This window comes from Citrobacter sp. Igbk 17, assembly GCF_028069775.1.
In the GTDB taxonomy this organism is placed as follows: Bacteria; Pseudomonadota; Gammaproteobacteria; order Enterobacterales; family Enterobacteriaceae; genus Citrobacter.
Genome location: NZ_JANEWI010000043.1, coordinates 18,756 through 36,952, shown reverse-complemented (window position 1 = coordinate 36,952; position 18,197 = coordinate 18,756). Strand labels below are relative to the sequence as shown.

Below are 18,197 nucleotides of genomic sequence, written 5' to 3'. Positions count from 1 at the left end.
GAATTAGTAAATAGAAGGGAAATAAAAAATAGATTGGATATATTATCGTATTGCTGTCAGGAATCGTCGCTCACTATTGTTTAATCCACAAAATGCAGGAACCAGGGCACGATAGTATCGCTCATCACGTCAGAAACGAAAAAACCCCAGGTAACTAAGTTACCTGGGGTTCATGTTTGGCGGAAGCGTAGAGATTCGAACTCTAGAACCCTTTCGGGTCGCCGGTTTTCAAGACCGGTGCCTTCAACCGCTCGGCCACGCTTCCAATGAGGCGCACTATAAACATCCCGAACGGACCTGTAAAGCACCAATGTGTTCGTTTGCCTGAAAAACAGCCAAAATGTTGTTAATCGACTTAAATAACAACAAATTGACCGTTTATTCAGCACAAATCCGGGATGCTGCTGTTTAATGTTTTTTGATGTACATATCTTTGGTGAAGTAATTCCCGCGGTTATCCGGTGCAAATCCGCCTACCCACGGCTTTACCAGGTGTGTGCGGACATAGTGGTAAACCGGAATAGCGGGTACATCCTCGCCTAACTCGTCTTCCGCCTGCTGGTAATATTTCCCACGTTCTGGCAAAGAACGGGCTTTCGCCGCATTACGCATCGCTTCATCGTAGGCTGGATTACTGTATCGAGTGGTGTTTTCACTATCGCCTGTGCGGAAAATGTTGAGGAAACTCGATGCATCGTCGTAATCCGCTATCCATGCATAACGTACGACGTCAAAATTGCCGGTGTGCATGGTATCCAGCATAGTTTTCCATTCCTGGTTCTGCAGCTTTGCCTCAACACCAAGATTTTTCTTCCACATTGACGAGGCGGCAATCGCGATTCGCTGATGCGTTTCGAAGGTGTTGTAGAGCAGATTTAAGGTAAGCGGATGCTCAGGACCGTACCCCGCTTCCGCCAGCAGTTTTTTTGCCTCAGCAATGCGTTTGTCGAGTGGCCATGATGCGTAGTCCGGCGCATGTAATTTTACCCCGCCAATTTCAGGCTGGCTGATAACCCACGCCGCACGTTGTCCCTGCCCCATCACCTTTTGTGCGATGATGTCTTTATCCAGCGCCATATTCAACGCCCGACGCACGCGCGGGTCGTTAAACGGCGCACGCGTGGTATTAAACTGATAATAATAGGTTGAAAGCTGTGGTGAGACATGGAGTTCATCACCCATCGTCTTTTTCAATTGAGCGAACTGATTGACCGGAACACTAAAAACAATATCGATTTCCCCGGCTTTGTAACGGTTAACGTCTGCGGCCTCTGAACTGATGGGCAAATACGTCACTTTATTAATGACCGTATGCTGATCGTCCCAGTAATGCGGGTTGCGTACGGCAACAATCCGCTCATTGACGACCCACTGCGACAACTTATACGCACCGCTGCTGACAAAGTGCTCCGGACGAGTCCACTTATCGCCAAAGCGGCCAATCAGTACTTTATCCAGCGGGACCAGTGATGGGTGTGCCAGCATCGCTAAAAATGCCGCTGTCGGCTGCGTCAAGGTAATTTCCAGCGTAGTGTCATTCAGCGCTTTGACCCCAAGCGTAGTGGGATCTTTTTTCCCCTGAGCAATATCAACCGCATTTGCGACATGCATATTGCCCAGATAAGAGGCATAGGGTGAAGTAGTTTGCGGTGAAACCAGTCGCTGCCAGCTCCAGACGACATCCTGTGCAGTAATAGCCGATCCATCTGACCAGGTTATGCCCGGACGTAAATGAAAGGTCCAGACAGTGTTATCTTTATTCTCCCAGGAGGCAGCAAGCCGGGGCGCAATAGTGCCATCCAGGTTTACGGCCACCAGTCCATCGAACATATCGCTGATTAAATTAAACTCAACGTTGCTTTCAACTTTATGCGGATCCAGTGAGGCTGGCTCACTGCCGTTATTTCTGACCAGTTCCTGTTGAGCTGCCAATTCTGTGCCCGCGGGAACTGTCGCAGCGCTCGCCACACCGTTGACAGACATCAAACAGACAGCCAACAGCGTAAATGTAAATACCTTCGATTTATGTTGAGTCATTCCCTTTACCTTATTGCTCTGTTTTATGTTGACACCGCTGTCACTCTTAAAGGCATGTAGGGAATAACGCAATATTTTTCAGTTACCTATCAGATATCGATCTGACATTTTTGCATAAACAGTGGTAACATCTAATCCAGATGCTTTTGCTGAAATAATATGCTTAAGCCCGGCGGGTTAAAATGCGTAAAGATGGGTAAAACCGCTGGGTCGTTACCGGTGATTTCATTATCCTCCATCATTAATTACATCTGTCATAAGAGAGTGACTCATGGATCGTATTATTAGTTCTTCGCGCGATCGTACATCGCTACTCAGCACGCATAAGGTGCTGCGTAATACCTATTTCCTGCTCAGCCTGACGCTGGCGTTTTCAGCGATCACCGCAACAGCCAGTACGGTACTGATGCTGCCGTCTCCGGGTCTGATTCTGACGCTGGTTGGTATGTATGGTCTGATGTTCCTGACCTACAAAACGGCAGATAAACCAGTAGGTATTCTGTCTGCTTTCGCTTTCACCGGTTTCCTGGGTTACATCCTGGGACCGATTCTGAACACTTACCTGTCAGCAGGTATGGGTGACGTGATCGGTATGGCACTGGGTGGTACGGCGCTGGTCTTCTTCAGTTGTTCTGCGTATGTTCTGACCACGCGTAAAGACATGTCCTTCCTCGGCGGTATGCTGATGGCAGGTATCGTGGTAGTGCTGATTGGTATGGTTGCGAATATCTTCCTGCAACTGCCAGCGCTGCATCTGGCGATTAGCGCGGTGTTTATCCTGATTTCTTCAGGTGCCATCCTGTTTGAAACCAGCAACATCATCCGTGGTGGTGAAACCAACTACATCCGTGCAACCGTCAGCCTGTATGTATCGCTGTACAACATCTTCGTCAGCCTGCTGAGCATTCTGGGCTTCGCCAGCCGCGATTGAGATGTCCACACGCATTATCCAGCCCCGCTTATGCGGGGCTTTCTTTTTTGGTAAACTGCCGCCAGTTTGACTAACGCAGTGAAGAATTATGTTGATCTTTGAAGGTAAAGAAATCAGTACTGATAGCGAAGGCTATTTAAAAGACACAACCGAATGGAGCGAGCCGCTGGCAGTTGCCATTGCTGAAAACGAAGGCATTATGCTCTCCGCGGAACACTGGGAAGTGGTGCGTTTCGTACGCGAGTTTTATCTGGAATTTAATACCTCTCCCGCTATTCGTATGCTGGTCAAAGCGATGGCCAACAAATTTGGCGAAGAGAAAGGCAACAGCCGTTATCTCTACCGCCTGTTCCCGAAAGGTCCGGCCAAGCAGGCGACTAAAATTGCCGGTCTGCCGAAACCGGTGAAATGTATTTAATAGCGGATACTAAATCCCGCTAACTCTTCGCCAGGTCGATGCGGTTCGCTGAGAACTCTGTCTACCCTGGCGCTACGCGGGCCCCCGGCTTTTAACCACTTCATCAGCTGTTCTACCCGGTCGCTTTCACCGCAGGCGACAACCTCTACGCTGCCGTCATCCATATTCTTCGCGTAGCCAGTCAATCCCAGCCGTTGTGCTTCATGCTGGGTGGTGTAGCGAAATCCTACCCCCTGAACCCGGCCATAGACCCAGGCGATTATGCAGACTTTCGACATTGCGGTTCTCCTTATCATCGCGGTGCGCGTTGCAAATACACGTAAAACTCAGGACAATGGCGCCCATTTCTTTGAATTGACAGAATAGTAAATTATGAGTGTACGTTTAGTGTTAGCCAAAGGGCGCGAAAAATCATTACTGCGCCGCCATCCGTGGGTATTTTCCGGTGCCGTCGCACGTATGGAAGGTAAAGCCAACCTCGGTGAGACCATCGATATTGTTGACCATCAGGGTAAATGGTTAGCACGCGGCGCGTACTCACCCGCGTCGCAGATCCGTGCACGCGTCTGGACATTCGACAAGTCTGAATCCATCGATATTGATTTCTTTACCCGCCGTTTGCAACAAGCGCAGAAGTGGCGAGACTGGCTGGCGAAAAAGGACGGGCTGGACAGCTATCGACTGATTGCCGGGGAGTCTGATGGTCTGCCGGGCATCACCATTGACCGTTTCGGTAACTTTCTGGTGCTGCAACTTCTCAGTGCAGGTGCCGAGTATCAACGTGCCGCATTGATTAGCGCCCTGCAGATTGTCTTCCCGGAGTGCGCTATTTATGACCGTAGCGATGTTGCCGTGCGTAAAAAAGAAGGCATGGAACTGACTCAGGGCCCCGTCACGGGTGAACTGCCGCCAGCACTGCTGCCGATTGAAGAGCACGGGATGAAACTGCTGGTTGATATTCAGCACGGACATAAAACCGGTTATTACCTCGATCAGCGTGACAGCCGCCTGGCCACGCGTCGTTATGTGGAAAATCAGCGCGTATTGAACTGTTTCTCCTATACCGGTGGATTCGCCGTCTCTGCATTAATGGGCGGCTGCCGCCAGGTCGTCAGCGTTGATACTTCCCAGGAAGCTCTCGATATCGCCCGCCAGAACGTAGAGCTGAACAAGCTGGATCTGAGCAAAGCCGAGTTTGTGCGTGATGACGTGTTCAAGTTGCTGCGCGCCTATCGCGATCGTGGTGAGAAATTTGATGTTATCGTGATGGACCCGCCGAAGTTTGTCGAAAACAAAAGCCAGTTGATGGGTGCCTGTCGTGGCTATAAAGACATCAATATGCTGGCAATTCAGTTGCTGAATCCGGGTGGCGTACTGCTGACATTCTCCTGCTCCGGATTGATGACCACCGATTTATTTCAGAAAATCATCGCCGATGCCGCAATAGATGCCGGGCGTGATGTACAATTTATAGAGCAGTTCCGTCAGGCCGCCGATCATCCCGTGATCGCTACCTACCCGGAAGGGCTGTATCTGAAAGGGTTTGCCTGTCGCATCATGTAACTTGAAAAGTGGAATATTACCCTTACATAGAGGGTATCTATTTCCCGGGAGGTGACTATGATTGCCAGCAAATTCGGTATCGGCCAGCAGGTCCGCCATTCCCTGTTAGGTTACCTCGGAGTGGTCGTGGATATCGACCCGGAATATTCGCTTGTTGACCCGTCACCTGATGAGTTGGCGGTAAACGACGAACTTCGCGCCGCTCCCTGGTATCACGTGGTGATGGAAGACGATAATGGCCTGCCAGTACATACGTATCTGGCTGAAGCACAGTTGAGTAGTGAGCTACAAGAAGAACATCCAGAGCAACCGTCGATGGATGAACTGGCACGGACAATCCGTAAACAGCTCCAGGCCCCACGCCTGCGCAACTGACAACATTTCTCCGGCCTACGACAAACACCGTTGTAGGCCGGATATACAATGCGCCATCCGGCGACAGTACAACCTTACTTCGCCAGTCCCAGTCTGGGGATTTCAATCGCCGGGCAACGATCCATTACTACCGCCAGGCCCGCATCGCGCGCCAGCACGGCTGCCTGCTCATTAATCACGCCAAGCTGCATCCACAAGGTCTTCGCGCCAATAGCAATAGCCTCCTGTGCGACTCCCCATGCTGCTTCTGAGTTTCTAAAGACATCCACCATATCCACTTTCTCTGGTACGTCTGCCAGCGTCGCATAGCCCTGCTGCCCCAGCAGCGACTTCCCGGCAACCTTAGGAGACACGGGGATAACGTGATAACCCTGATCAAGTAAATACTTCATTACCCGATAGCTCGGGCGATCGGGTTTATCGCTTGCTCCTACCAGCGCAATCGTACGGGTAGATGTCAAAATGCCAGCAATATCGGTCTCTTTCATCGTCTTCCTCCAGGCTGTTTTGCAAAGTGTACGACAAACCTGACGTCGCAACCATTCATCCCATACTGGCGCATGAGAGCTAAACTGGAAAATATGTCTATATGTTAGTAAACATGATTGTCGAAAAATTTAGATACATCTTATGCAGATCATTTTCTGGACAGGAGAACCTTATGAAAACCGGCATTGTGACAGCCCTGATTGCTCTGCTTTTGCCGGTAACCGTTTGTGCGACCTCTTTGCGCCTGTCTAATGATATTGACCTTCTGGTGCTGGACGGAAAAAAGGTGTCCAGCTCTTTACTGCGCGGTGCCGACAGTATTGAGCTGGAGAATGGTCGGCATCAGCTTGTCTTTCGCGTTGAGAAAACGATTCGTCTCTCCAGCCATGAAGAACGTCTGTATATTTCTCCTCCGCTGGTCATCAGTTTTGATACTCAGTTGGTTAGTCAGGTCAATTTTCATCTCCCCCGTCTTAACAACGAACGTGACGCGACGCATTTCGATGACGCTCCCCGTGTGGAACTATTAGATGGCGATTCCATGCCCATTCCGGTCAAGCTGGATATTTTGTCGATTACCTCATCGGCAAAAATCGTGGATTACGAACTCGAGACTGAACGCTATAACAAATCGTCTAAGCACGCTTCACTCCCACAATTTGCCACTATGATGGCAGATGACAGCGCATTGCTCTCGGGAGTCTCTGAACTGGATCGGGTGCCGCCACAGTCGCAAACACTTACCGAACAGCGTTTGAAATACTGGTTTGGGCAGGCCGATGCGCAAACACGAAGTAATTTTCTGCAATGGGCAGAGAAACAGCCTCCCTCGTGACATTTATGTTCACCTACGCATTTTTTTTGTCTTTCTCTTGCAGCGTCAAGAGCTTCCAGTACTCTGTAGTGAGGTTAACTTGGGAGCTGTACTATGGAACTGACGACTCGCACTTTACCGGCGCGTAAGCATATTGCGCTGGTTGCACATGATCACTGTAAACAGATGCTGATGAGCTGGGTAGAACGCCACCAGCCATTGTTAGAAAAGCATGTCCTCTATGCGACAGGCACGACAGGAAATCTCATTCAACGCGCGACCGGTATGGATGTCAACGCCATGCTCAGCGGTCCAATGGGTGGCGATCAGCAGGTCGGTGCCCTGATCTCTGAAGGGAAAATTGATGTGCTGATCTTCTTCTGGGATCCACTCAACGCCGTGCCTCATGATCCGGATGTTAAAGCCCTTCTGCGCCTGGCCACAGTTTGGAATATTCCGGTTGCCACCAACGTATCTACCGCCGATTTTATTATCCAGTCACCAAACTTCAGCGATGCGACGGACATACTGATCCCGGATTACGCCCGTTATCTGGCTGAGCGCCTCAAATAATCGTCAGACAGGCGGCGGTAGCCGCCTGTTCTTCAGGGTTTTCTCGCTACCGGGACATCCAGTTGTTTTAGTTCATCAACAAAACAAGATGGCGCGTCTTTATTAAACAGCAACCACACCCGATGCCGGGCACGTGTAAGTGCCACGTAGAGCAACCTTCTCTCTTCTGCATCCGGAAAATCCTCGACCATTGGCAGTAATGCTTCTTCCATAATCGACTCACGGGCCGGGGCCGGAAAACCATCGTTGCCATCATGAAGCCCAACGACAATGACATAATCCGCCTGCTGTCCTTTACTGGCATGAATAGTCATAAAATCCAGCTGTAGTTTGGGCCAGCGGGTCGCTGCTTTCTCAAGACTGGCAGGTTTAAGGTGGTGATATCGCGCCAGCACCAGTATGCGTTCTTCTGCTTTCGCAAAGCCGGATAGCTTATCCAATAGCGCATCCAGCTGACTTTCATCGAGCAGAGTGACGGCTTTTCTGTCGCCAGTTACCAGGCTATTGAGCGGTTTCTTAAGCTGATGCGGGTTTTGTTGGATAAACCGATTGGCTATCTCGCCAATACGGCTATTAAAACGGTATGTCGTATCCAGATCGCAGCGATCGCCCTCACCAAAGTGTTGCCGGAAGGCAGTAGTCAACGAAAGTTGTGCACCACTGAAACGGTAAATGGCCTGCCAGTCATCCCCCACGGCAAATAGCGTGGTCTGTGAGTTTTGCTTGCGCAATGCGGCTAACAGGGCGGCGCGCTGTGGGGAGATATCCTGAAATTCATCAACCAGGATGTGCTTCCAGGGGCTGATAAAGCGCCCTTTCTCCAGAATGACAATGGCCTGATGGATCAATCCTGAAAAATCGACGGCATTCTCTTCTTTCAGAGCACTTTTCCAGGCCTTGAGCAACGGTGCCATCAGCTTTATACGTTTGCTGAACAGATCGCGGATCGCCTCCGGCGCATTGGCGATCATCTCCGCCTGTGCTCCACCATGCATACGCATCAGGCTAACCCAGCGATCCAGACGTGAGGCCAGGCGACGCTGTAATTTCTCATCGTCCCAAAAATTGCCTTCTGGCACGGACCACTGCATCTCTTCTTCCAACCACTGTCGCCAGCCTTTAGCCTGTGCTTTTTTCTCGCTGCACTGCTGACGCCATGTGGCGATAAACAGTTTATTTCTGGCGGCAGTATCATTTTCGAGTTTGCTGACTGTCGGGACTTTTTTGCTACCCTGTTGAATAATATGCAACGCCAGTGAATGGAACGTCCGTGCGGTGACGTCTTGCGTCTGCAGCCGTTCGCGAATGCGCTCATCCATTTCCTGAGCGGCTTTGCGACCAAACGCCAGCAGCAGGATTTGTTCAGCAGCCGCTTCTCCCCGCGCCAGCAACCAGCCCGCACGCGCAACCAGAACGGATGTCTTGCCACTTCCTGCACCCGCAAGCACCAATAGCGACTGCTCGCCATTCACCACCGCACGCGCCTGGGCTGGATTCAGCGGTGAGGACTCAATCTTCTGGAAAAACTCGGTATGCTCCGCCAGCATCGCATCGGTATATGCCTGGTTATGCTGCAAACGACACGCTTCAATGTCCTGCAGCCACGCCTGGCACTGATGCAATGCCTCACGACAATGATCAAATTCTTCCAGCCGGTTGACCGGCAGGGGCAACGCGTCAAAAGCACGGCGGATCTGTTGTTGCAATCCGGATGTTTGGCTCCGCGTCAGCCATCTGTTTTCCCCTGTACGCGCGGCAATCGCATCCAGCTGTTCCTGTAGCACCCCTGCTGCAACGTCACTCATCTCCTGGCTCCACTGTTGCCAGAGCATGCTCAGATGATGGTGGAAACGCTGGGTTTCCGCCCATTCAGTGCCGTGAAGGCGTACAACTTTATCATCAGAAAGCACAAATTCCAGCTCGCCCCATACCAGGCCCCTTTTACAATGGATAGCCAGTAACTGATTGAATGGAATAAGATACTCATGACGGTCGCCGGAGACTTTAATGCCGGCATTGAGAATAACGGCCCGATCGTAAGGGTGTTGCGCCAGACGTTTTCCCAGAGAAGTTGCTTTCAGTTCCATAAGACTTACGCGGATCCACACGAAGAGGTTTGCTTATCAGTGTAACCGCCAGAGAAAACGTGCTCCAGCCCAAAAAAACGTTACAATTGCCAAACTCACAGAAAACCAGAGTTAACCGAGGGTTTATGCGTACTGTTCTGAATATTTTAAATTTTGTGCTTGGGGGATTCGCCACCACCTTAGCCTGGTTACTGGCGACGTTAGTCAGTATCGTGCTTATCTTCACACTACCCTTGACCCGCTCCTGCTGGGAAATCACACGCTTGTCGCTGTTCCCCTACGGTAATGAAGCGATTCACGTTGATGAACTCAACCCGGCGGGTAAAAACGCGCTTCTGAATACCGGCGGCACGCTGCTCAATATTTTCTGGCTGATTTTCTTCGGCTGGTGGCTGTGCCTGATGCATATTGTTTCCGGTATTGCCCAGTGCATTACGATTATTGGTATTCCGGTAGGTATTGCGAACTTTAAAATCGCCGCAATTGCACTCTGGCCCGTTGGTCGTCGCGTGGTTTCAGTCGAAGTTGCCCGTGCCGCACGCGAAGCCAACGCGCGTCGTCGCTTTGAATAATCGGAACTGATGGCCTTTATGTTAAGTCCACTGCTTAAACGCTATACCTGGAACAGCACCTGGCTGTACTACGTGCGAATTTTTATCGCACTTTGCGGTACTACGGCGCTGCCGTGGTGGCTGGGTGACGTCAAACTGACCATCCCGCTAACGCTGGGTATGGTTGCTGCCGCGCTGACCGATCTGGACGATCGGCTCGCGGGTCGTCTGCGCAATTTGATCATTACACTGATCTGCTTTTTTATTGCCTCGGCCTCCGTCGAATTGCTCTTCCCCTGGCCGTGGCTTTTCGCGATTGGATTAACGCTTTCCACCAGCGGCTTTATTTTGCTGGGAGGCTTAGGTCAGCGTTATGCGACCATCGCTTTTGGTGCATTACTGATCGCCATTTACACCATGCTGGGCACATCACTTTACGATCAGTGGTACCAGCAACCGATCCTGCTGCTTGCTGGCGCCATCTGGTATAACCTTCTGACGCTTATCGGTCACCTTCTGTTCCCGATTCGTCCACTGCAGGACAATCTGGCGCGCAGCTACGAACAGCTGGCACACTACCTGGAGCTGAAATCCCGCCTTTTTGATCCCGACATCGAAGACGAAAGCCAGGCCCCCTTGTATGACTTAGCGCTGGCCAATGGGCAACTGATGGCGACGTTGAACCAAACAAAAATATCATTACTCACCCGTCTGCGCGGTGACCGTGGACAGCGAGGAACCCGCCGCACACTGCATTACTATTTTGTCGCGCAGGATATTCACGAACGCGCAAGTTCCTCACATATTCAGTACCAGACGCTACGCGACCATTTCCGTCACAGCGATGTGATGTTTCGTTTCCAGCGATTAATGTCGATGCAGGGACAAGCCTGTACACAACTGTCTCGCTGCATTTTGCTACGCACCCCTTACCAGCACGATCCACACTTTGAGCGCGTCTTTACACATATCGATGCCGCCCTTGAGCGCATGCGTGCAAGCGGTGCCCCTGCAGATCTGCTCAATACGCTGGGATTCTTACTATCAAATCTGCGGGCTATCGATGCGCAACTCGCCACCATTGAGTCTGAGCAGGCTCAGGTACTCTCGCGCAATGAGTCAGAAAATCAGCTTGCCGATGACAGTCCGCATGGATTCAGTGATATCTGGCTGCGTCTGAGTCGCAATTTTACGCCGGAGTCGGCGCTGTTTCGTCACGCGGTTCGCATGTCGCTGGTGCTCTGCGTCGGGTACGCCATTATCCAGATAACGGGTATGAACCATGGCTACTGGATCCTGCTGACCAGCCTGTTTGTCTGCCAACCCAACTACAACGCCACACGACATCGTCTGGCGTTAAGGATTATCGGCACATTAGTTGGGATAGCGATTGGGTTGCCCATCCTGTGGTTCGTCCCATCGCTGGAAGGGCAATTAATACTGCTGGTGATCACTGGCGTGCTCTTTTTCGCTTTCCGCAATGTTCAGTACGCGCATGCCACCATGTTTATCACATTGCTGGTATTGCTGTGCTTTAACCTGCTTGGAGAAGGGTTTGAAGTCGCACTGCCGCGCGTCATCGATACGCTGATAGGTTGTGCCATCGCATGGGCAGCCGTCAGTTTCATCTGGCCAGACTGGCGTTTTCGCAACCTGCCACGGGTGATTGAACGGGCGACCGATGCAAACTGTCGTTACCTTGACGCCATTCTCGAACAATATCATCAGGGGCGAGACAATCGTCTGGCATACCGTATTGCACGCCGTGATGCGCATAATCGTGATGCGGAGCTGGCATCCGTGGTGTCGAATATGTCGAGTGAACCGGATGTCACCGCCCAAACGCGCGAAACGGCATTCCGCTTGCTGTGCCTCAACCATACCTTTACCAGTTATATCTCGGCGCTGGGCGCACACCGTGAACAGTTAACCAACCCGGACGTTCTGGCATTACTGGACGATGCCGTTTGCTATGTTGATGATGCACTGCACCATCAACCCGCTGACGAGCAGCGCGTATACCAGGCGCTTGAAGGACTGAAGCAACGGATTCAGCATCTCGAACCACGCCCGGACAGTAAAGAACCGCTGGTCGTACAGCAAGTTGGCCTATTGATAGCACTACTACCAGAAATCAGACGATTACAGCAGCAAATTGCCGCATTGCCGTCTAGTACACCGGTTCAGGCGTAAGAGAACTCACCCACTCCACAAGCTCCTGGCGACGAATCGCCGGGAGCGCCGCCTCATGAATCCCCCCAATCGCGCCTTCAAGGGCATAGAGTATTTTCACCGTCAGGGCGGGATTAACCTGTCGCAGTTTCAACCAGCACATTTTTGCCCCCAACATGCGTAATGTGCTTTCATCTTTTACACCTGCTTCATTCAGCAGGGTTTCCAGATGAAATGTCATGTTCGGCAGTCCACGCAGGCGATGCTGTGCAAAACGACTTTGTTTTTCTTTTAACGCCGCATCCAGTGAATACCGTGATAGCGACACCAGTTGTTGCTGGTTTTGCCACAGCGTATCGTTCACCTGATAATAATTAAGCACCACCGGACGTCCACGTTTTATAAACGTCAGCCAGACAGGGGAATGTTTTACACAGTACGGCGCGCTCTGTTCACAGGCCCGAAGATATAACTCGCCACTGGCGACCATAGCAAATACCGTGTCGTCGACTGTCAGGCTATAACCACCAAACAGCGATCGATAACGAATAGTCCCCAATGACGCCAGATATTCTTGTGATTTATAGATCCTTGCATAAGAAAGTTTTTTCATAAAAATCCTTTTAAATCATAACGTAATAAAATGATTTGCAGTAGCGGATCCGTTAATGACGAAAATAGGCAACTTATTCGCAAGGGGCAAGATGAATTTTGTTTTTCCCATAACAACAACCAAAAACTGCGAACCTGTTTCAGAAAATAAGGTTGATCTTTGGTGATAGCAGGGTTACTGTATATCCATACAGTAACTCACAGGGCTGGATTGATTATGTACACTTCAGGCTACGCAAATCGTTCTTCGTCGTTCTCTTCCGCATCAAGCAAAATTGCGCGCGTGTCGTCAGAGCACACTACCGCTGGGCTTATCAGTGAAGTGGTCTATCGCGAGGACCAGCCCATGATGACGCAACTCCTGCTTCTTCCTCTGCTTCAGCAATTAGGTCAGCAGTCGCGCTGGCAGCTCTGGCTGACGCCTCAACAAAAACTGAGCCGCGAGTGGGTGCAGTCGGCCGGGCTCCCATTGACGAAAGTCATGCAAATTAGCCAACTCTCTCCCTGCCATACGCTGGAATCAATGGTCCGTGCGCTGCGCACAGGGAATTACAGTGTGGTTATCGGCTGGCTGACGGAAGAATTAACAGAAGATGAACATGCAGAACTGGTGAAAGCGGCAGATGAGGGAAACGCAATGGGATTTATCATGCGTCCTGTACGCGCTCAGACACTTGCGGGGAGACACCATTCCGGGCTAAAAATTCACTCGAATTTGTATCATTGAGTAAAATTAGGAATTATCCTGGAATTTTTTTTCACCCTCAAATTCAGCTTTGAGCTTTAACACATTTTTGGTGAGAACGCCTGTGTGAAGCGGTTTCCGCGATAGTGGCTGTACAATTAATCATCCATAAATGTTAAATATTGTGTATACAAGCCTTTTTTTTTCATATGCCTGACGGAGTTCACACTTGTAAGTTTTCGAGTACGTTGTAGACTTTACATCGCCAGGGGTGCTCGGCTTAAGCCGCAGATATCGGTAGAGTAACTATTGAACTGGTCCCCGGGTGAAGGATTTAACCGTGTTATCTCTCTGGAGATATTCATGGCGAATTTTGGATGATAACGAGGCGCATAAAATGAAAAAGACAGCTATCGCAATTGCAGTGGCACTGGCTGGTTTCGCTACCGTGGCGCAGGCCGCTCCGAAAGATAACACCTGGTATACTGGTGCTAAACTGGGTTGGTCCCAGTTCCATGACATCGGCAACAATCAGATCAACAACAACGGACCGACCCACGAAAGCCAACTGGGTGCTGGTGCGTTCGGTGGTTACCAGGTTAACCCGTACGTTGGTTTTGAAATGGGTTACGACTGGTTAGGTCGTATGCCGTACAAAGGCAACACTGAAAATGGCGCATTCAAAGCTCAGGGCGTTCAGCTGACCGCTAAACTGGGTTACCCAATCACTGACGATCTGGACGTTTATACCCGTCTGGGTGGTATGGTTTGGCGTGCAGATGCTAAAAACAACGACGGCTTCAAAGACCACGACACTGGTGTATCCCCAGTATTCGCTGGCGGCGTAGAGTATGCAATTACTCCTGAAATCGCTACCCGTCTGGAATACCAGTGGACTAACAACATCGGTGACGCGAACACCGTTGGTGGTCGTCCAGACAACGGTCTGTTGAGCGTTGGTGTTTCTTACCGTTTCGGCCAGCAGGAAGAAGCAGCTCCGGTAGTTGCTCCGGCTCCGGCTCCGGCTCCAGAAGTACAGACCAAACACTTCACTCTGAAGTCTGACGTTCTGTTCAACTTCAACAAAGCGACTCTGAAACCAGAAGGCCAGCAGGCTCTGGATCAGATGTACAGCCAGCTGAGCAACCTGGATCCGAAAGACGGTTCCGTCGTTGTTCTGGGCTTCACTGACCGCATCGGTTCTGACGCTTACAACCAGGGTCTGTCTGAGAAACGTGCTCAGTCCGTTGTTGATTACCTGATCTCTAAAGGTATCCCTTCTGACAAAATCTCCGCACGTGGTATGGGCGAATCCAACCCGGTTACTGGCAACACCTGTGACAACGTGAAAGCTCGCGCTGCACTGATCGACTGCCTGGCTCCGGATCGTCGTGTTGAGATCGAAGTTAAAGGTATCAAAGACGTTGTAACTCAGCCTCAGGCTTAAGTTATCGTCTTATAAAAAAACCCCGCCTGGCGGGGTTTTTTTTTACCTGTATATCATTCAAAAACACAGGTACGCTCCAGGTACGCTCCATATTGACGTTACCCGTACCCTACTCTTTACCCAGTAACGCCTGAAGATCCTGCTTCAATGTCGACATCTTGTTCGCATACTTTTCTTTATGCTCCGCATCTTCAATCAACTGCACAATCGTTTCTGAGAGCGTTTTACCACGTCGCTGCGCAAGCCCGGCTAAACGCTGCCAGACCATAAACTCCAGATCGATCGATTTCTTACGCGTATGTTGATGTTCTGCATTAAAGTGCCGCTTACGCCTCGCCCGGATCGTTTGCTTCATGCGATTGAGCAGTGCTGGGTTCATGTATTCTTCAATCCAGGCGTTGACCCGAACCGGTTCATTTTCGAGGGTTAGCAACAAATCAACGGCTTCTTTGGCAGCACTGGCTTCCACATAGCGGGTAATCAACTCCCCCTCGCGATGCTTCTTCACCAGGTACTTCCATTTCCATCCGCTTTCAAGATTTTCAAGTTGTTGATATTTCATTGCGATCTCAATGTTACCGTGTAACTCTTATCAGAATATCAGCTTTTTGGGCATCTGAAGAAAAGAATATCCAGCCTGTGAACTGTCGCGCGTCATCACATCCGTTTAGCGGTGCTTTCCACGTGTGCAGTGCTGATGGTTACGGTATAATCTCGTTTTTTACAACAGACTAAAAAACATCAACTTTGACCATTACGAAACTTGCATGGCGTGATCTGGTTCCTGATACCGACAGCTATCAGGAAATATTTGCACAGCCGCACGTCACTGACGACACCGATACCTTACTCAGTGATACTCAGCCACGTTTACAATTCGCGCTAGAGCAGCTTCTTCAGCACTGGGCTACGTCCTCGTTTATGCTGGTGAAAGCGCCCGAAGAGCTGGAGTATCTCAATCTTATTGCAACGGCTGCACGTACCTTGCATACGGATGCCGATAGGTTAACCGGGGGACATTACGATGTATCCGGCCACACTATTCGTTACCGCGCAGCGGAGAAAGCAGACGACAACTTTGCAACGTTAACTCAGGTGGTTAATGCGGACTGGGTTGAGGCCGAACAGCTGTTTGGCTGTCTGCGCCAGTTCAATGGCGAAATTACGCTGCAACCGGGACTGGTCCATCAGGCCAACGGCGGTGTGCTGGTTATCTCATTGCGCACACTTTTGGCTCAGCCGTTGTTGTGGATGCGCCTGAAAGCCATTGTCAGCCACGAGCGTTTTGACTGGGTAGCCTTTGACGAGTCTCGCCCCCTGCCAGTCTCCGTCCCTTCTATGCCGCTTAAACTGAAAGTGGTGTTGGTCGGCGAACGTGAATCGCTGGCAGACTTCCAGGAAATGGAACCAGAACTGGCAGAACAGGCTATCTACAGCGAATTTGAGGATAACTTGCAGATAGTGGATGCCGAAACCATGACACAGTGGTGTCAGTGGGTAACGCATACTGCCCGACGCAACAATTTGCCCTATCCCGCTGCCGATGCATGGCAGGTTCTCATCCGTGAAGCTGTTCGCTACACCGGCGAACAGGACACGCTGCCGCTTAATCCGCTATGGATCACTCGCCAGTTCAAAGAAGTGTCCCCTCTTTGCGACGGTGATACCTGCACTGCGGAGCAATTGAGTCTGATGCTTGCTCAACGTGAGTGGCGAGAAGGATTCCTCTCTGAACGGATGCAGGATGAGATCCTGCAAGAGCAGATCCTCATTGAAACGGAAGGCGAGCGTATTGGGCAAATAAACGCCCTGTCGGTGATTGAATTTCCAGGTCATCCCCGCGCGTTTGGTGAACCTTCACGTATCAGTTGCGTCGTGCATATTGGCGATGGCGAATTTACCGATATTGAACGTAAAGCAGAGTTGGGCGGAAATATTCATGCCAAAGGTATGATGATTATGCAGGCGTTCCTGATGTCGGAACTCCAGCTTGAACAGCAAATACCGTTCTCTGCCTCTCTGACATTTGAGCAATCATACAGTGAAGTAGACGGTGACAGCGCCTCAATGGCAGAACTGTGTGCGCTGATCAGCGCCCTCGCTGACGTTCCTGTCAATCAAAGCATCGCGATAACCGGTTCTGTCGATCAGTTTGGTCGTGCTCAACCTGTCGGCGGTCTGAATGAAAAAATTGAAGGCTTCTTTGCCATCTGCCAGCAGCGTGAATTAACGGGGACTCAGGGGGTGATTATCCCTACAGCCAACGTCAGACATCTGAGCCTTCCACCCGCACTGCTGCAGGCAGTTGAAGAAGAAAAATTCACTATCTGGGCAGTAGACGACGTAACCGATGCGCTGCCACTGCTATTAAATTTGGTGTGGGATGGCGAAGGTCAGACGACGCTGATGCAAACTATCCAGGAGCGTATTGCTGCGGCAACGCAACAGGAAGGCCGTCATCGTTTTCCATGGCCGCTACGTTGGTTGAATTGGATTATTCCGAACTGATCGGACTTGTTCAGCGTACACGTGTTAGCTATCCTGCGTGCTTCAATAAAATAAGGCTTACAGAGAACATGGTAGATAAACGCGAATCCTATACAAAAGAAGACCTTCTTGCCTCTGGTCGCGGTGAGCTGTTTGGTGCTAAAGGCCCACAACTGCCTGCACCAAGCATGCTGATGATGGATCGTGTCATCAAGATGACCGAAACCGGCGGCAACTTTGACAAAGGTTATGTGGAAGCTGAACTGGACATCAACCCGGACCTGTGGTTCTTCGGATGCCATTTTATCGGCGATCCGGTAATGCCAGGTTGCCTGGGTCTGGATGCCATGTGGCAGCTGGTTGGATTCTATCTCGGCTGGTTGGGCGGCGAAGGTAAAGGCCGTGCGCTGGGCGTGGGCGAAGTGAAATTCACAGGTCAGGTTCTGCCGACCGCGAAGAAAGTCACCTACCGCATTCACTTCAAACGCATCGTTAACCGCCGCCTGATCATGGGTCTGGCTGATGGTGAAGTGCTGGTTGATGGTCGTCTGATCTACACCGCAAATGATCTGAAAGTGGGTCTGTTCCAGGACACCTCGGCGTTCTAATTGCAGACATCTGTAGATCTGGTGTGCGACATGGCCTAATGACCGCGTACGTTAATTTGCCGGACTACAAAAGGCGAAACCTCCGCTCTGCGGAGGTTTCTTTTATCTAAAGAGACAGAATCAGGCCATTAAAACCCTATCCCCCATGGCTTCTCGCCAGCCTCCCAGCCAGTATGACCTCTGATTCAGCGTCTGATAGGGACACATTTCTTTTGAGCGTCCGGCAATGCCGGCCTGATATCCACGTTGATGTGCCCGTTCCAGGCGATCTCGTTTTTGTCTCTTCATGCCTCGTTTCCCTCATTTTTGGGTCTGGTGGAAAAGAAAACAGTGATTGCTAAGTGTGCA

Annotated in this window: 19 protein-coding genes and 1 tRNA gene; 12 read left to right on the top strand and 8 right to left on the bottom strand. The window is 50.8% G+C overall.

Going from position 1 to position 18,197, the window contains the following annotated elements; all coding sequences use genetic code 11:
• Nucleotides 1-177: 177 nt before the first annotated feature.
• Nucleotides 178-265 (bottom strand) — tRNA-Ser (locus tag NNO08_RS20020).
• A 143-nt stretch (nt 266-408) separates the two neighbouring features.
• Nucleotides 409-2,037, bottom strand: a complete 1,629-nt coding sequence (locus NNO08_RS20015; protein ID WP_271457413.1) for an ABC transporter substrate-binding protein — start codon at nt 2,035-2,037, stop codon at nt 409-411.
• A 271-nt stretch (nt 2,038-2,308) separates the two neighbouring features.
• Here NNO08_RS20015 and yccA point away from each other — a divergent pair, with 271 nt between their 5' ends.
• Entirely contained in the window at nt 2,309-2,968 is a 660-nt protein-coding gene (yccA, locus tag NNO08_RS20010) for an FtsH protease modulator YccA (protein WP_003035917.1), read from the top strand.
• An 88-nt stretch (nt 2,969-3,056) separates the two neighbouring features.
• The gene (tusE, locus tag NNO08_RS20005; RefSeq protein ID WP_271442097.1) at nt 3,057-3,386 is read left to right on the top strand and encodes a sulfurtransferase TusE; all 330 of its coding nucleotides are present in this window, start codon (nt 3,057-3,059) and stop codon (nt 3,384-3,386) included.
• On the opposite strand, the gene yccX is transcribed toward tusE, so the two are convergent.
• Entirely contained in the window at nt 3,383-3,664 is a 282-nt protein-coding gene (gene yccX / locus NNO08_RS20000; RefSeq protein ID WP_271442098.1) for an acylphosphatase, read from the bottom strand. The two genes, tusE and yccX, sit on opposite strands and share 4 nt — an antisense overlap.
• Nucleotides 3,665-3,758: 94 nt before the next feature.
• On the opposite strand from yccX, the gene rlmI reads away from it, so the two are divergent.
• Nucleotides 3,759-4,949: a 23S rRNA (cytosine(1962)-C(5))-methyltransferase RlmI gene (gene rlmI / locus NNO08_RS19995; protein ID WP_137382857.1), complete on the top strand. Its 1,191-nt coding sequence runs from the start codon at nt 3,759-3,761 to the stop codon at nt 4,947-4,949.
• A gap of 57 nt (nt 4,950-5,006) precedes the next feature.
• Nucleotides 5,007-5,324 carry a heat shock protein HspQ gene (hspQ, locus tag NNO08_RS19990; protein WP_271449338.1) on the top strand — a complete coding sequence of 106 codons (318 nt, stop codon included), beginning with the start codon at nt 5,007-5,009 and terminating at the stop codon, nt 5,322-5,324.
• 74 nt (nt 5,325-5,398) lie between these two features.
• Here the strand turns inward: hspQ and NNO08_RS19985 are convergent, their stop codons facing one another.
• A complete protein-coding gene (locus NNO08_RS19985; RefSeq protein WP_271454877.1) occupies nt 5,399-5,812 on the bottom strand; it encodes a CoA-binding protein in 414 nt (137 codons plus the stop codon).
• A gap of 173 nt (nt 5,813-5,985) precedes the next feature.
• Between NNO08_RS19985 and csgI the strand changes: the two genes are divergently transcribed.
• Complete coding sequence (gene csgI, locus NNO08_RS19980) at nt 5,986-6,648, top strand: curli synthesis inhibitor (protein WP_271442099.1); 663 nt, start codon at nt 5,986-5,988, stop codon at nt 6,646-6,648.
• 93 nt (nt 6,649-6,741) lie between these two features.
• Entirely contained in the window at nt 6,742-7,200 is a 459-nt protein-coding gene (gene mgsA / locus NNO08_RS19975) for a methylglyoxal synthase (protein WP_137382855.1), read from the top strand.
• Nucleotides 7,201-7,232: 32 nt separating this feature from the next.
• On the opposite strand, the gene helD is transcribed toward mgsA, so the two are convergent.
• A complete protein-coding gene (helD, locus tag NNO08_RS19970; protein WP_271457412.1) occupies nt 7,233-9,287 on the bottom strand; it encodes a DNA helicase IV in 2,055 nt (684 codons plus the stop codon).
• 125 nt (nt 9,288-9,412) lie between these two features.
• On the opposite strand from helD, the gene NNO08_RS19965 reads away from it, so the two are divergent.
• Nucleotides 9,413-9,859, top strand: coding sequence for a YccF domain-containing protein (locus tag NNO08_RS19965; protein WP_271457411.1), 447 nt, complete (start codon nt 9,413-9,415; stop codon nt 9,857-9,859).
• A gap of 18 nt (nt 9,860-9,877) precedes the next feature.
• Entirely contained in the window at nt 9,878-12,031 is a 2,154-nt protein-coding gene (gene yccS, locus NNO08_RS19960) for a YccS family putative transporter (protein WP_137382853.1), read from the top strand.
• On the opposite strand, the gene NNO08_RS19955 is transcribed toward yccS, so the two are convergent.
• Nucleotides 12,009-12,623 carry a TfoX/Sxy family DNA transformation protein gene (locus tag NNO08_RS19955; protein ID WP_271457410.1) on the bottom strand — a complete coding sequence of 205 codons (615 nt, stop codon included), beginning with the start codon at nt 12,621-12,623 and terminating at the stop codon, nt 12,009-12,011. The genes yccS and NNO08_RS19955 overlap by 23 nt on opposite strands.
• Nucleotides 12,624-12,839: 216 nt before the next feature.
• Here NNO08_RS19955 and sulA point away from each other — a divergent pair, with 216 nt between their 5' ends.
• Both sulA and ompA read left to right on the top strand, forming a co-directional pair.
• Nucleotides 12,840-13,349, top strand: a complete 510-nt coding sequence (gene sulA / locus NNO08_RS19950) for an SOS-induced cell division inhibitor SulA (RefSeq protein ID WP_271442103.1) — start codon at nt 12,840-12,842, stop codon at nt 13,347-13,349.
• Between the two features lie 355 nt (nt 13,350-13,704).
• On the top strand, nt 13,705-14,754 hold the full coding sequence (gene ompA / locus NNO08_RS19945) for a porin OmpA (RefSeq protein ID WP_048212110.1): 1,050 nt from the start codon (nt 13,705-13,707) through the stop codon (nt 14,752-14,754).
• 109 nt (nt 14,755-14,863) lie between these two features.
• Here the strand turns inward: ompA and matP are convergent, their stop codons facing one another.
• Nucleotides 14,864-15,316, bottom strand: a complete 453-nt coding sequence (matP, locus tag NNO08_RS19940) for a macrodomain Ter protein MatP (protein ID WP_005123520.1) — start codon at nt 15,314-15,316, stop codon at nt 14,864-14,866.
• 185 nt (nt 15,317-15,501) lie between these two features.
• Between matP and NNO08_RS19935 the strand changes: the two genes are divergently transcribed.
• Both NNO08_RS19935 and fabA read left to right on the top strand, forming a co-directional pair.
• Nucleotides 15,502-17,262 (top strand): Lon protease family protein, encoded by a 1,761-nt coding sequence (locus NNO08_RS19935; RefSeq protein WP_271457409.1) that lies wholly within the window; start codon nt 15,502-15,504, stop codon nt 17,260-17,262.
• A gap of 68 nt (nt 17,263-17,330) precedes the next feature.
• On the top strand, nt 17,331-17,849 hold the full coding sequence (gene fabA / locus NNO08_RS19930) for a bifunctional 3-hydroxydecanoyl-ACP dehydratase/trans-2-decenoyl-ACP isomerase (protein ID WP_003035875.1): 519 nt from the start codon (nt 17,331-17,333) through the stop codon (nt 17,847-17,849).
• A 120-nt stretch (nt 17,850-17,969) separates the two neighbouring features.
• Here fabA and rmf read toward each other — a convergent pair whose 3' ends face one another.
• Nucleotides 17,970-18,137 carry a ribosome modulation factor gene (rmf, locus tag NNO08_RS19925; protein ID WP_003035871.1) on the bottom strand — a complete coding sequence of 56 codons (168 nt, stop codon included), beginning with the start codon at nt 18,135-18,137 and terminating at the stop codon, nt 17,970-17,972.
• Nucleotides 18,138-18,197 lie beyond the last annotated feature (60 nt).